Here is a 14,593-nt window from a genome sequence, read left to right on the forward strand (position 1 = left end):
GGAGGGGTTGGGGTGGGGCCGTGCCGCAAATACCAGACCGGGAAGTTTCCTCGGAATACCGGATTCTTTTCAAGCGTGCAGACGCACGCCCCACCCCCGACCCCTCCCCTGAAGGGGAGGGGCTATCGAGTTGAAAATGCCCGACCTGAAAAAAATCCTCGCCGCCAAGTCCCCCCTCACCCTGTCCGGCGTGCCGACGGGGTTCGAACCGTGGCTGCTTGCCGATCTCGCCCGCGCCGCGCCGACGCGCGCCGTGTTCATCGCGCCGGACGAAGCCGCGATGCGCGCGATCGCCGCGACCGCACAGGTGTTCGCACCCGAATTGGAAGTGCTGACCTTCCCCGCTTGGGATTGCCTGCCTTACGATCGCGCCAGCCCGACGCTCGGCGTCATGGCCGAACGCATGGCGACGCTCCATCGCCTGCAACAGCCGACCAAGGCCCCGCAGCTCCTCGTCACCACTGCCAATGCCGCCGCGCAACGCACGCTGACGCCGTTCCGCATCCGCCAGCTCGTCACCACGCTCGCACCAAAGGCGCGGATCGATCGCGATCGGCTCGCGATGATGTTGCAGGCCAACGGCTATGTCCGGGTCGAGACGGTCGCGGATTCGGGTGAATTCGCCGTGCGCGGCGGTCTGGTCGATCTGTTCCCCAGCGGGCGCGACCAGGCGCTGCGGCTCGATTTCTTCGGTGACGAGATCGAATCCGTCCGCACCTTCGATCCGCAGGATCAGCGCACCACCGGCCGCGTCGAGGGTTTCACGCTGCTGCCTGCCTCGGAAACCCTGCTCGACGAAGACAGTATCAAGCGTTTCCGCAGCCGCTACCGCGAACGCTTTGGCGCCACTGCGACCGGCGATCCGCTGTATCAGGCGATCAGTGAAGGCCGCCGTCTCGCCGGTATGGAACATTGGCTTCCGATGTTCGAAGAGAAGATGGCGACCCTGTTCGATCACCTCGGGGATGGCGCGGTCGTCGTGCGCGACGCCGGGGTGATCGGCGCGGCGGAGCAGCGTTTCGATGCGATCACCGATTATCACGGCAACCGGGTCGCCGCGCAACGCAGCGATCCGGGCAGCTATCGCCCCCTGCCCGCCGACGCGCTCTATCTGACCGCGAAGGAATTCGCCGAACGCGCCGATGCTATTCCCACGCATCAGACGACCCAGTTCCACGAACCCGAATCGGCGACGGTGCTCGACTTCAACGTCGATGGCCCACGCGATTTCGGGGCCGAACGCTCGTCCGGCGTCAACGTCTACGAGGCGGTGGTCGAGCATGTCGAGGCGCTGCGCAAGAACGACAAGAAGGTCATTCTCGCCAGCTATTCGATCGGCGCGCGCGAGCGGCTGTCCTCCCTGCTCGCCGATCACGGCCTGAAGAGTGCGACCAAGGTCGACACATGGCAGGAAGCGCAAGGCATCGCCGCCAGCAATGTCGCCCTTCTCGTCCTGCAACTCGACCACGGCTTCACCGCGCCCGGCGTCGCCTTGCTCACCGAACAGGACATGCTCGGCGACCGGCTCGTCCGCCGCAAAAAGCGCAAGAAATCCGCCGACGCGTTCCTCGCCGAACTGGCGATGCTCACGCCGGGCGATCTCGTGGTTCACGCCGATCACGGCATCGGCCGTTATGAGGGCCTGACCTCGATTCCCGTGGGCCAAAGCCCGCACGATTGCGTCGCGCTCAGCTATGCCGGCGGCGACAAATTGTTCGTCCCCGTAGAAAATCTCGAAGTCCTGTCGCGTTACGGTTCCGACAGCGAAGGTGCGTCGCTCGACAAGCTAGGCGGGGAAGCGTGGCAGCGCCGCAAGTCGAGGATGAAGGAGCGCATCCGCGAAATCGCGGGCGAACTCATTGCCACCGCTGCCGAACGCGCGCTGCGCCCGGCCGACGTGATCGAGATCGACCACGGCTACACCCAGTTCGTCGATCGCTTCCCCTATCAGGAAACCGACGATCAGGATCGCGCGATCAACGACGTGCTGGGCGATCTGGCCAAGGGCACGCCGATGGACCGGCTCGTCGTCGGCGATGTCGGCTTCGGCAAAACGGAAGTCGCCCTGCGTGCCGCCTTCGCCGCGGCGATGGCCGGCATGCAGGTCGCAATCGTCTGCCCGACCACCCTGCTTGCGCGCCAGCATTTCAACAATTTCGCCGCGCGCTTCGAAGGCTTCCCGATCAATGTCGGCCGCCTCTCCCGCTTGGTCGGCACGACGGAGACCAAGGCGACCAAGGAGGGTCTCGCCGGCGGGCAGATCGACGTCGTCATCGGCACGCACGCGATCCTCGCCAAGGGCATCGAGTTCAAGCGCCTCGGCCTCGTCGTGGTCGATGAGGAACAGCGTTTCGGCGTGACGCACAAGGAACGGCTGAAGGCGCTGAAGACCGACGTCCATGTCCTCACGCTCACCGCGACGCCGATCCCGCGCACGCTCCAGATGGCGATGTCTGGCCTGCGCGAACTCTCCGTGATCCAGACCCCGCCGGTCGATCGTCTCGCCGTGCGCACGTACATCATGCCGTGGGATCCGGTCGTCCTGCGCGAGGCATTGCTGCGCGAACATTATCGCGGCGGGCAGAGCTTCTTCGTCACACCACGCGTCGCCGACATCCCCGAGATCGAGCAGTTCATGCGCGATCACGTTCCGGAAGTCCGCGCCGTCGTCGCACACGGCCAGATGTCCGCGACCGAAGTCGAGGAGCGCATGTCGGCCTTCTACGACAAGAAGTTCGAGGTGCTGGTCTCCACCACGATCGTCGAATCCGGCCTCGACATCCCCAGCGCCAACACGATGATCATCCACCGCGCCGACCGCTTCGGCCTCGCGCAACTCTATCAGCTGCGTGGCCGTGTTGGCCGCGCCAAGACCCGCGCCTATGCGTATATGACCACGCCGCCCAACCGCATCGTCACCGAGACGGCGGAGAAGCGCCTGAAGGTGCTGTCCGATCTCGACAGTCTCGGTGCGGGGTTTCAGCTCGCCAGCCACGATCTCGATATTCGCGGTGCCGGCAATCTGCTGGGCGACGAACAATCGGGTCACATCAAGGAGGTCGGCTACGAACTCTACCAGTCGATGCTGGAAGAGGCGATCATGGACGCCAAGGCCGGCGGACAGAAGCTGCGCCCGAAGGATTTCAGCCCGCAGATCACCGTCGACGCGCCGATCCTGATCCCGGAAGAATACGTCCCCGATCTCGATCTGCGCATGGGCCTGTACCGCCGCCTCAACGACGTGGACGATCAGGACGGCCTGGAGGCGTTCGCCGCCGAGATGATCGACCGCTTCGGCGCCTTGCCCGACGCGACCGAAAATCTCGTCAAAGTCATCGAGATCAAGCTGAACGCCAAGAAAGCCTGTGTCGCAAAGATCGATATCGGCCCCAAGGGCGCACTCGTCACCTTCCACGACGATACACCACCGAACATTCCGGGGCTGCTGGCTTGGGTCGACAAGCTGAACGGCGTGGCGAAGCTGCGCCCGGACAGCAAGCTGGTGGTTAACCGTATCTGGGGCGATCCCAAATCCCGCCTCAACGGCGCGCTGCAATTGTCGAAGGGGCTGGCCAAGGCAGCGGGCTGATTGCGGACTGCGGCGTCTTCGGGCAACGTGATCACAGCGCCCGATCCCGGGCCGCGCACCATCTTCCCCCGGAGAGTTGCTTGTGATCAAGAAGTTAGCCGCTATCGCCTCGATCATCGCGCTCGGCGCCGCGATGCCCGCACTCGCGCAGGATCACGCCTGTCTCGATGACGGCTGCACGATGCAGTCGATCGTACCCCAAGATTCCAGTGCTCATGCCGGCACGAGCGCCGATGCCGCCGCCAGCTACGGCGCATGGGGCTTCGACCTCGCCGGCATGAACAAGAGCGTGAAGCCCGGCGACGACTGGTTCGAATACGTCAACGGCACCTGGGCGAAGAATACCAAGATCCCCGCCGATCGCTCCTCCTACGGCGCGTTCGCCGTGCTGCGCGATGTCTCGGAAGCACGGCTGCGCAAACTGATCGAGGGCTACCAGCCAAGCGACACGACCCAGCCCGACCGCACCAAGATCGCGACGCTCTATCGCGGGTTCATGGATGAAGCCGCGATCGAGAAGGCCGATGCCGCGCCGCTCACGCAGCGCCTCGCCGCGGTCAAGGCCGCCGCATCGAAGGACGACATTGCCAGGCTGATGGGCCAGTCGATGGGCGGCTTCGGCGCCAGCTTCTTCGGCTCCGGCGTCAGTGACGACGCCAAGAACCCGGACGTCTATGCGCTGTACCTGCGCCAGTCGGGCCTCGGCCTGGGTGATCGCGACCTTTATCTCGATGCGAAATTCAAGCCGCAGGTCGAACGCTATCAGCAATATGTAGCGCAAGTGCTCGGCATGTCCGGCTGGGCGGAACCCGAGGCCGCTGCCGCGAAGATCGTGGCGATGGAAACGAAGATCGCGCAGGCCCATTGGACCCGCGCGCAAAGCCGTGATCGCGACAAGACCTACAACCTCATGACGCTCGACGAACTGCAGGCTCAGGCCCCTGGTTTCCCCTGGGCGACGTTCTGGACCGCGACCGGCATGAACAATGCGGAAAAGGTGATCGTCGCGCAGAACACCGCGATTCCCAAGATCGCCGAAATCTTCGCCACCACCGATCTCGATACGCTGAAGGCGTGGGAAGCGTTCCGCACCGCCGACGATATCGCGCCGATGCTGTCGAAGCGCTTCGTCGATGCCAATTTCGAATTCCGCTCGAAATTCCTCAACGGCCAGCCGCAGCAGCGCGAACGCTGGAAGCGCGGCGTCGCCTTCTCGGAACGCGCGCTGGGCGAGGCGATCGGGCGCGATTACGTCGCCCTGTATTTCCCGCCGGCCTCCAAGGCGAAGATGGACACGCTCGTCGGCAATCTGCGCGTCGCGCTCGGCGGGCGGATCAAGAATTTGCCGTGGATGGGTGAGGCGACCAAGCAGGAGGCGCTGGCCAAGCTCGCCAATTTCAACGTCAAGATCGGCTATCCCGACAAATGGCGCGACTATTCCGCGCTGGATATCCGGCCGGGCGACGTGGTCGGCAATGCCGAACGCTCCGGCCGGTTCGAATATGACTATCGCCGGGTCCGCCTGGGCAAGCCGGTCGACAAGGCCGAATGGGGCATGACCCCGCAGACCGTGAACGCCTATTACAACTCGGTGAAGAACGAGATCGTCTTCCCCGCCGCCATCCTGCAACCGCCCTTCTTCGATCCCAAGGCGGACGATGCTGTGAACTATGGCGGCATCGGCGGCGTGATCGGGCACGAGATCAGCCACGGCTTCGACGATCAGGGTCGCAAGTCGGACGGCAAGGGCGTGCTGCGCGACTGGTGGACCGCGGAGGATGCCGCAAAGTTTGAAGTGCAGGCGGTGAAACTCGGCGGGCAGTACGAGGCGTACAGCTTCGAAGGCCTGCCCGGTGTCCACATCAACGGCCGCGCCTCGATGGGCGAGAATATCGGCGATCTCGGCGGCGTGCTGATCTCGCTCGATGCCTATCACAATTCGCTCGGCGGCAAGAAGGCGCCGGTGATCGACGGCTATACCGGCGACCAGCGCTTCTTCCTCGGTTGGGGCCAGGTCTGGCGGACGCTGTTCCGTACCGAAGCGCTACGCCAGCAACTGGTCAGCGACCCGCACTCCCCCGGCCAGATCCGCGCGATCAACCCGCTGCGCAACGCCGACGCCTGGTACAAGGCGTTCGACGTAAAACCGGGCGACAAGCAATACCTGGCCCCGGCCGATCGCGTTCGCATCTGGTGATGGGATCCGGGCTGGGCGGCATCGGCATCTTGTTGCCGCCCAGTTCGTCATCCCCGCGAAGGCGGGATCCCGCTGCCTTGCCCCGCATGAATTGGAAGAAGCGGGATCCTCGCCTTCGCGAGGATGACGGGAAAATTTGCGAGAAGTAACTCGTCTTAAGAACTATGGTCGGCCGAAATCCGCCACCCGCCGCGTTCCTTAACGAACAGCAACGTCGTCGGCCCGGACTGATCCGCCACGCCCGCAATCTTCAACCGATAGCGCGCCACCAGCAAAGCATGCCGCGCATCGATCAACATGAAGCGCAACGTCTCGAACGACAGACTGCCCCGCTTCGCCGCGCCCTCCGGCGCGAAGCGCGGAGCATAGCGCGCCGCGATCCTTGCCTTGCCGGTGATCACGCCATCCTTGACCACGAAGCTCGTATCCGGCGCATCCGAATAGACGCGCATGAAGCGGTCCAGGTCGCCCGAATTCCACCCCGCCGCACTGTCCGCCATCGCCGCCATGATCTGCGCCTGCGCGACGGTGGCGGGCGTCGCCGCAGCGGCCGCCATCACGATTGCGATACCGATCATGCTCGTGCCTCCATCAATGCCGCCAGTGCGGCGGTCGAAATCGCCTCGGAACACAGGAAGCCCTGATAATATTGGCACCCTTCCTTCGCCAGCAACTCAAGCTGCTCCTCGGTCTCCACCCCTTCGGCGATCACCGACAGGCCGAGCGAGCGCGCCATGTCGATCACGCCGCGCACTACCACGCGGTCGCGCGCCGTGCCGGTAATGTCCTGCGCCAGCTTCTTGTCGATCTTGAGATAATCGAGCGGCAGCGACTTAAGATACGCCAGACTCGAATAGCCCGTACCGAAATCGTCGATCGCGATGCGGCACCCCGCCTGGCGGAACACCGTCAACAACGCCGAGGCAACGCTCAAATCCTCGATCAACCCGCTCTCGGTAATCTCCAGCGTCAGCCGACCGCGCGGGAAACCGCTCTGGTCGATCCGGTCTAGGAACAGGTCCGCAAAACCCGGCCGCGCGATATCTCCCGCCGTCAGGTTCAACGACAATCGCAGCTTCGACAGCACCGCCGGCCACGCTGCCGCCCGGTCCAGCACGATGCGCTGGATATGGTCCGACAATGCGATTTCCAGATCGGCCCGCGCCGCGGCGGCGAACAACAGGTCGGCACCGATCGTCCCCAACACGGCATGTTCCCAGCGCGCCAGCGCCTCGACCCCGACGATCACGCCATCGGCCATCGATACCTGCGGCTGGAACACGATGTCGATCTCGCCACGATCGATCGCCGGGCCGAGTTCACTCGCCAGCCGATCGACCGGCGCATCGTCCTCGCCTGCATCGGCGACGCGCAACGTCGCGCTGTCGGAGGCTTTCGCATCGGCCAGAGCTTCGCTCGCGCGGCGCAGCAAAGTTGCAGCATTTTCCTCGTCGCCGCGCTCCGCCATGCCGATACGGCAGCCGAGTACGGCGATCGAATCCCCCACCACGAATGGCTTGGCCAGCGCGCCGGCGATGCGCTCCACGGCCAGGTCGATCCGCTCCCGCGCACCGTCGGTGGCGATCAGAAATTCGGAACCGCCCACCCGCGCGATCAACGCGCCTTTTTCCAGCGTCTCGCGCACCGCTTCCTCGATCCGCCGATGCGCGCCTCGCAGCAACGCATCGCCCGCCACGCGGCCATAGGCAGTGTTGACCACCTCGAACCGGTTCAGCGCCACCAATACCACCGCCAGCGGCCCGCCCGTCGCCAGACGCCGCTCGACCCAGCGCCGCGCGCCCCCGGCATCCCGTGCCCCGGCCAGCGCCTCGCGCATCGCCGCGGTCGAATCCGGCGCGCTGCCCAGCGGTTCTACCAGCGCATCGATACGTTGCGCCTTACGATCATGCTGCAGATGCTGCACCACGCGCCCGATCCCGCCGATATCGTGCGCAAAGGCGGTCGCCGCCCGTTCGCCCGCCAGCCGCCGGAGCGCGAGAAACGCCGCATGCCGCTCCGCCCGGTCCAGTGTCCGCAACACCGCGCGTGGCGGAGCGTCCTCGGCGATCTCCAGCAATCGCGCGAAGGCCGGAGTGAGCTGCATCGTTCCGCCGCGCAGATCGAAGCGCCAGCCCAATGGATCGGCCGGTGCGCTGGCCCGCCATTCGCCGGCCATACGCTCGGCGTGGCGTGCGGCGAAGCGCAGCGCCTGGACGAATTCCGTTTCGCTGAATGGGCTGGCCAGGAAATGCGTCGCCCCGGCGTCATGGAACCGCGCTACGCTCGCGATATCGCCACGCGACACCAAAGCCAGCATCGCGCCACCGTTGGATCCGATCGCGCCGTTCAACGCCTCGGCCGCCGCCAAGCCTTCGGTCAAAGCACCGCGCGCATCGATCACCGCAACCGCCGACCCGCTGTGGAGGAAGCGCCGTTCTGCGCCTTCCGCGCGTCGTGCCGCAACCACCTGCCATCCGGCGCTTGCAGCCAACGCAGCCAGTTCGTCGCGCTGGCGGAACGACAGGATGTAGAGTGGGGGCGGGTGTATGTCGGTCAACAATATCCCTTCCGCCCAAAATGCCCTGGTCCCTTCTTTCACTCTCCGACGTTTACAAAGTAAGAACAAGCCGTCCTGCGGCAGTCTGCGTTATCCAACCCCCGTTCGTCATCAAACCCCGTTCGTCATCCAACCCTTGTCGCGCTCTCGCCAAAGGCTTAGCTCTCGTCCATGACCTGTGCGCCCACCCTGATCGATACCTTTGGTCGCACGATCACCTATCTGCGCATTTCGGTCACCGATCGCTGCGATCTGCGCTGCCGGTATTGCATGGCGGAGCATATGACGTTCCTGCCTCGCGCGCAGGTGCTCAGTCTCGATGAGATGGCGATCATCGCGGAGCGCTTCATCGCTCGCGGGATCAGCAAAATCCGCCTCACCGGTGGCGAACCGCTCGTGCGCCGCGATGTCGATCAGCTCGTTCACCGCTTGGGCCGCCATATCGGCGCAGGCCTGAACGAACTGACGATGACGACCAACGGCAACCATCTTGCCGAACACGCGCAGGGTCTGGTCGATGCCGGTCTGCGCCGCATCAACGTCAGCCTGGACACGCGCGATCCCGACCTGTTCCGCCACATCACCCGCCACGGCGACGTAGCGCGGGTCATCGGTGGCATCTTCGCCGCTCGTGACGCGGGTCTTAGCGTCAAAATCAACATGGTCGCCCTCAAGGGCCAGAACGATCGCGAGATCGCGCCAATGCTGGCGTGGTGCCGTGACGAGGGGCTGGACCTGACACTTATAGAAACGATGCCGCTCGGCGCGATCGACGAGGATCGCACCGACCGGTTCCTGCCCCTCACCGCTGTGATGGACGAACTAAAGTCTGAATTTCCGCTGGTCCGCGACACGCACAGCAGCGGCGGCCCTGCGCGCTATTGGCGGATCGACGGCACGGACACGCGGCTCGGCCTCATATCCCCGCTCACCGCCAATTTCTGCAGCACCTGCAATCGGGTGCGGCTGACCACCGAAGGCCTGCTCTACACCTGCCTCGGCCATGACGACCGGGTCGATCTGAAAACGATCCTGCGCGAACACGGCGTATCCGGTCTCGACGCCGCGCTCGACGCCGCGATGCACACCAAGCCCGAGCGCCACGATTTCGACATCACCGCAGCCTCCCCCGCCGTCTCCCGCCACATGAGCGTGACCGGCGGATGAGCGAACAACGCCGCGCGCTCGTCGCCTCGCCCACCCCGCCAGCCCAGGCGGCGGCGAAGGAGCTGGCCGACGCACATGATTGGGTGCCGGTCGAGCAGGCCGACCTGATCGTCGCTCTGGGCGGCGACGGCTTCATGCTGCAAACGCTCCACGCGATGCTGGAACGGCGCAAACCGCCGGTGCCCGTCTATGGCATGAACCTCGGCACCGTCGGTTTCCTGATGAACGAATGGCGTCGCCACGGCCTGGACGACCGCCTGGCGCGCACGAAACCGTTCAAGGTCGTGCCGCTCGCGATGACCGCCGAGACGATGGATGGCGAGGTCGTCACCCTGCCCGCGATCAACGAAGTCTCATTGCTGCGCGAAACCCGCCAGACGGCCAAGCTGGAGGTGACGCTCAACGATCGCATCGTCCTGCCCGAACTGGCCTGCGACGGCATCCTAGTGGCAACCCCTGCCGGCTCAACCGCATACAATTTCTCCGCGCAGGGCCCCATACTGCCGCTCGGCTCGGCGATGCTCGCGCTCACTCCGATCAGCCCGTTCCGCCCGCGGCGCTGGCGGGGTGCGATCCTGCCCGACAAGGCCCGCATCACGCTCCGCGTGCTCGAGCCCGCCAAGCGCCCGGTCAGCGCCGTCGCCGATCAGCGCGAAGTGCGTGATGTCGCACGCGTGGATATCTCGATCGATCGCACCCGCGAATTGACCCTTCTGTTCGATCCCGAACACGCGCTCGACGACCGTATCACGATGGAGCAATTCGCCGCCTGAAAAGCCTCGTGAAAAGATCGCGTCGAAACAGCCTTGCATCCTCGTTTCAGCCGTTTATAGAGCCGCCCTCGGCTTCATTCCCTGATAGCTCAGCGGTAGAGCTCTCGACTGTTAATCGAGCGGCCGTAGGTTCGAATCCTACTCAGGGAGCCAGTCTTCAGACATCGCTGAAAAAGCGGGTGTCCGGCGTCTTCACGCCATTTCCGTCAGCCTGTGTTCAGACAAAGCGTTCGATATTTGCGGCGTGTCCATCGGGACACTTGTGCCGGATCGTTCGTTCCCCATCTCATAGCAGGTCTCGGTCGCCCCGCCGCACGGGACGACCACCCGGAGGAAGTCATGTCGCAGTCCAGATTGAAATTCAGTGGCGCGTTGCTCGCTGCTACCGCAACCCTCACCTTGGGCGCATGCGCGACCGAGACGTCGTACCGACCGGCCACCGGGTCGGGTTTCGCCCGCACCGGGTATAGCGATCGCCAGATCGAGCCGAACCGCTATCTCGTCAGCTTTTCAGGTAACAGCTACACTTCGCGCGACACGGTCGAGCGCTACCTGCTGTTCCGCGCCGCCGAACTGACGCTGTCGCGCGGCTTCGACAATTTCATCCTGGTGGACAAGCAGACCGATCTGCGTAGCCGCACCTACAGCACGCCGGGCATCGGCGGCGGGTTCGGATATGGCGGCGGCTTCGGCTATGCCGGGTTTGGCGGCTGGGGCCCAAGCTGGCGCTATCGCGGCCGGGGCTTCGGCTGGCGTTCGTGGGATGGTTTCGGCGGCGATCCGTTCTGGGATCGCGGCGTCGATATCCAGACGATCGACAAGTTCGAGGCCAATGCGGAAATCGTGCTCGGCAAGGGCCCCAAGCCACGCGACAACATCCGCTCCTTCGACGCCCGCGCGGTGGTCGATAGCATCGGGCCGAGCGTGGTGGTGCCGAAGTAACGGATCACCGATTGCTGAGACGAAAAAGGGCGGCCCGAGGGTCGCCCTTTTTTGTGCCTGATCGATATATAAAAGCTGCCGTCATCCTGAACTTGTTTCAGGATCCATCGCGCCTCACCAACGATCGCCCGAGAGGCGAAATGGATCCTGAGCCGAGTTCAGGGTAACGGCCTTTTTGAAAAAGGCGGCAACTCGAAGTCTCGTCAAACCGCCCCGTGGCAATGCTTGTACTTGTTGCCCGATCCGCATGGGCACGGCGCATTGCGGCTCACCTTGCCCGCCCATTCGTCCGGATCGCTGCCGAAATCCTCGCCCGAGGGCTGCGGGATCGACAGTGGCGGGATGCGCGTCTGGATCAGCCCCAGCGACCCGGCATCCACATCGTTGCTATTGTCGTCGCCGGTGAACGGGTCGAAATGCGTCGTGATGAAGTCGGGCAGGTCCGGCAATGCCGGGGCCTGCTGCGCCTGGAATTCGGCGAAGGCGATGGTGCGGGTCACGTCCTCACGGATATTTTCGAGCATACGTTCGAACAATGAGAACGCCTCCTGCTTATACTCGTTGATCGGCGTTTTCTGGGCGTAGGCGCGGAGATGGACGACTTGGCGGAGCGCATCGAGCGTCGCCAGATGCTCCTTCCAGTGATGGTCGAGATTCTGCAAAAGGATCGACTTTTCGACCTGAATCCACACGTCCGGCTCGAGCTGCGCCGCCTTGGCCGCGACCTGCTCGTCGGCCTGCGCGCGCACGCGCTCCTCGACCAGTTCGGGATCGATCGCCTCTTCCTCCAGCCACGCCTCGATCTGCGGATCGATCGCCAGCGTCGTCATCAGTCTCTCGCGCAGGCCGGCAACGTCCCACTGCTCGGGATAGGAATTGGGCGGGCACGCCGCGCCGACGATCGCATTGACCGTCTCGGTGCGCATGTCCTCGACCACTTCGCCGACCGTCTCGGCATCCATGATGTCGCTGCGCTGTTCGTACACCACCTTGCGCTGGTCGTTCATCACGTCATCATATTCGACGACCTGCTTACGGATGTCGTAATTGCGCGCCTCTACCTTCTTCTGCGCGGTCTCGATCGCCTTGCTCAGCCACTTGCTGCCGATCGCCTCGCCGTCACCGATATTGTTGCGCATCATGCGTGCGAACAGCGTGTCCGGCCCGAAGATGCGCAGCAGATCGTCGTCCAGGCTGAGGTAGAAGCGGCTCAGGCCCGGATCGCCTTGACGGCCCGAACGGCCGCGCAGTTGGTTGTCGATGCGCCGGCTCTCGTGCCGCTCGGTGCCGAGCACGAACAGACCGCCTGCCGCCAGCACGGCCTGCTTCTCGGCCTCGATCTCGGTCGTGATGCGCGCCGCCGCATTGTCGTAATCGGGCGTGCCGACGACGAAATCGGGATGCTCGTCGAGCATGCGGAATTCCAAATTGCCGCCCAGTTTGATGTCGGTACCGCGCCCGGCCATGTTGGTTGCGATCGTCACCGCCGACTTGCGCCCGGCCTGCGCGACGATGTGCGCCTCCATCTCGTGGAAGCGCGCGTTCAGCACCTTATGCTCGACGCCTTCCTTGACCAGGAAGTCGCTGAGCAGTTCGGACTTCTCGATCGAAACCGTACCGACCAGCACCGGCTGACCCAGCTCGGCGTGATGCTTGATCTTCTTGGCGATCGCCGCGAACTTGTCGGGCGTGTCCTTGTAGAATTCGTCTTCCTCGTCGACGCGCTTCACCTCGACATTGGTCGGGATGGTCACGACGTTCATCTTGTAGATGTCGTAGAATTCCGCCGCCTCGGTCGCGGCCGTACCGGTCATGCCGGAAAGCTTCGGATACATGCGGAAATAGTTCTGGAACGTGATCGAGGCCATCGTCTGGTTCTCGGGCTCGATCGTCACGCCTTCCTTGGCCTCGACCGCCTGGTGCAGGCCGTCCGACCAGCGCCGGCCGTCCATCATGCGGCCGGTGAATTCATCGATGATGATGACCTTGCCGTCCTTGACGATGTAATCGGTGTCGGCCTTGAACATCACGATCGCGCGCAACGCCTGGTTGAGGTGATGCACGACCTGCGTGTTCTCGAAATCGTAGAGGTTGTCGCCCTGCAGCAGCCCGGCGGTCTCCAGCATCCGCTCGACCTTCTCCGTGCCGTCCTCGGTCAGGATGATCGTCTTCTGCTTCTCGTCCTTTTCGTAATCCTCCGGCACCAGTTCCTTCACCACCAGATCGACCGAGCGATACAGATCGGACTTGTCGTCGGTCGGGCCGGAGATGATCAGCGGCGTGCGCGCCTCGTCGATCAGCACCGAATCGACCTCGTCGACGATCGCCATCGCGAACGGACGCTGCACCATCTGGCTGCGTTCGTACTTCATGTTGTCGCGCAGATAATCGAAGCCGAATTCGTTGTTCGTGCCGTAGGTGATGTCGGCGGCATAGGCATCGCGGCGCTGCTGGTCGGTCAGGTTCGGGATGATCGTACCGGTGGTCAGGCCGAGGAAGTTGTACACCTGCCCCATCCACTCCGCATCGCGCGCGGCGAGATAGTCGTTGACGGTGATGACGTGGACGCCCTCGCCCGGCAGCGCGTTGAGATAGGTGGCGAGCGTGGCGACCAAAGTCTTGCCCTCGCCCGTGCGCATCTCGGCGATCTCGCCACGATGCAGCACGATGCCGCCGATCATCTGCACGTCGTAATGGCGCTGGCCCAGCACTCGGCTGGCCGCCTCGCGCACCGTGGCAAACGCCTCGGGCAGCAGCGCATCGAGCGTCTCGCCCTCGGCCAGGCGGGCGCGGAACTTCACCGTCTGCGTGGCGAGATCCTCATCCGACATCGCCGAAACGGCGCTTTCGAACGAGGCGATCTTCGCGACGATCCCGCCGAGCGATTTGACGTACCGGTCGTTGGACGATCCGAAGAGCGATTTGGCTAACCCGCCGAGCATGGCAATTTCCTGTGGATATGAGAGGCGCGGACGAGCGTTCGCCGGGCGCAGATAGAGGTGGAATCGTTGAAGGGACGCGCACCACGAGGCACCGCGCCCGCCGGGCTTATTCGCGCGGCTTGTCCAGATAGAGCGGTGCCAGCGCGGTAGGCGCAGCAGCCGTGACGATCGAAAGCATCGTGGCAGCGGGTGAAGCCCAGACGCCGGCCAGCGCCAGCCAGGACCGAATCGCCCGCACCGGGGCGATAAGAACGACGGACGAGGCCTGAGCCTGCGCGCTCGCGCCATAGCTACGCTCGACCTGAACCTCCGCCACGCGCCCGCCCGAGATCACGCCGGTCAGCGCGCTCAGGATGGCGGAGAGGAACAGCAACAGGTTCAAGCGGTAGGGCCCCTTAAGTCGATTGAATCGCGACATAGGGATTG

General features: G+C 64.3%; 9 protein-coding genes and 1 tRNA gene. 6 read left to right on the forward strand and 4 right to left on the reverse strand.

The genetic code is table 11. The annotated features are described in order from the left end of the window. Positions 1–136 precede the first annotated feature (136 nt). Positions 137–3,589 (forward strand): transcription-repair coupling factor, encoded by a 3,453-nt coding sequence (mfd, locus tag U1738_RS03255; protein ID WP_332787581.1) that lies wholly within the window; start codon positions 137–139, stop codon positions 3,587–3,589. 181 nt (positions 3,590–3,770) lie between these two features. Further along, positions 3,771–5,786, forward strand: a complete 2,016-nt coding sequence (locus tag U1738_RS03260; RefSeq protein ID WP_443026981.1) for a M13 family metallopeptidase — start codon at positions 3,771–3,773, stop codon at positions 5,784–5,786. 155 nt (positions 5,787–5,941) lie between these two features. On the opposite strand, the gene U1738_RS03265 is transcribed toward U1738_RS03260, so the two are convergent. Continuing rightward, positions 5,942–6,364, reverse strand: coding sequence for a YybH family protein (locus tag U1738_RS03265; protein ID WP_332787583.1), 423 nt, complete (start codon positions 6,362–6,364; stop codon positions 5,942–5,944). Continuing rightward, positions 6,361–8,343: a putative bifunctional diguanylate cyclase/phosphodiesterase gene (locus tag U1738_RS03270; protein ID WP_332787584.1), complete on the reverse strand. Its 1,983-nt coding sequence runs from the start codon at positions 8,341–8,343 to the stop codon at positions 6,361–6,363. The genes U1738_RS03265 and U1738_RS03270 overlap by 4 nt, the downstream gene beginning before the upstream one ends. Before the next feature lie 171 nt (positions 8,344–8,514). On the opposite strand from U1738_RS03270, the gene moaA reads away from it, so the two are divergent. The 4 genes from moaA (at position 8,515) to U1738_RS03290 (ending at position 11,225) form a co-directional block, all read left to right on the forward strand. After that, positions 8,515–9,510, forward strand: a complete 996-nt coding sequence (gene moaA, locus U1738_RS03275; protein WP_332787585.1) for a GTP 3',8-cyclase MoaA — start codon at positions 8,515–8,517, stop codon at positions 9,508–9,510. After that, complete coding sequence (locus U1738_RS03280) at positions 9,507–10,283, forward strand: NAD kinase (RefSeq protein ID WP_332787586.1); 777 nt, start codon at positions 9,507–9,509, stop codon at positions 10,281–10,283. The genes moaA and U1738_RS03280 overlap by 4 nt, the downstream gene beginning before the upstream one ends. 78 nt (positions 10,284–10,361) lie before the next feature. Further along, positions 10,362–10,436, forward strand: a tRNA-Asn gene (locus U1738_RS03285). A 186-nt stretch (positions 10,437–10,622) separates the two neighbouring features. Then, a complete protein-coding gene (locus tag U1738_RS03290) occupies positions 10,623–11,225 on the forward strand; it encodes a CC0125/CC1285 family lipoprotein (RefSeq protein ID WP_332787587.1) in 603 nt (200 codons plus the stop codon). A gap of 203 nt (positions 11,226–11,428) precedes the next feature. Here U1738_RS03290 and secA read toward each other — a convergent pair whose 3' ends face one another. Continuing rightward, the gene (gene secA / locus U1738_RS03295) at positions 11,429–14,167 is read right to left on the reverse strand and encodes a preprotein translocase subunit SecA (protein ID WP_332787588.1); all 2,739 of its coding nucleotides are present in this window, start codon (positions 14,165–14,167) and stop codon (positions 11,429–11,431) included. A gap of 106 nt (positions 14,168–14,273) precedes the next feature. Next, positions 14,274–14,549 carry a hypothetical protein gene (locus U1738_RS03300; RefSeq protein ID WP_332787589.1) on the reverse strand — a complete coding sequence of 92 codons (276 nt, stop codon included), beginning with the start codon at positions 14,547–14,549 and terminating at the stop codon, positions 14,274–14,276. Between the last annotated feature and the right edge of the window lie 44 nt (positions 14,550–14,593).

Origin of the sequence: Parasphingomonas caseinilytica, assembly GCF_036663755.1 — a bacterium.
GTDB lineage: Bacteria > Pseudomonadota > Alphaproteobacteria > Sphingomonadales > Sphingomonadaceae > Sphingomonas.

What these genes read in the sequence shown, in the direction of transcription:
- mfd (WP_332787581.1), top strand. Translation starts at nt 137, where the DNA reads ATGCCCGACCTGAAAAAAATCCTCGCCGCCAAGTCCCCCCTCACCCTG.
- U1738_RS03260 (WP_443026981.1), top strand. Translation starts at nt 3,771, where the DNA reads ATGCAGTCGATCGTACCCCAAGATTCCAGTGCTCATGCCGGCACGAGC.
- U1738_RS03265 (WP_332787583.1), bottom strand. Translation starts at nt 6,364, where the DNA reads ATGATCGGTATCGCAATCGTGATGGCGGCCGCTGCGGCGACGCCCGCC.
- moaA (WP_332787585.1), top strand. Translation starts at nt 8,515, where the DNA reads ATGACCTGTGCGCCCACCCTGATCGATACCTTTGGTCGCACGATCACC.
- U1738_RS03280 (WP_332787586.1), top strand. Translation starts at nt 9,507, where the DNA reads ATGAGCGAACAACGCCGCGCGCTCGTCGCCTCGCCCACCCCGCCAGCC.
- U1738_RS03290 (WP_332787587.1), top strand. Translation starts at nt 10,623, where the DNA reads ATGTCGCAGTCCAGATTGAAATTCAGTGGCGCGTTGCTCGCTGCTACC.
- secA (WP_332787588.1), bottom strand. Translation starts at nt 14,167, where the DNA reads ATGCTCGGCGGGTTAGCCAAATCGCTCTTCGGATCGTCCAACGACCGG.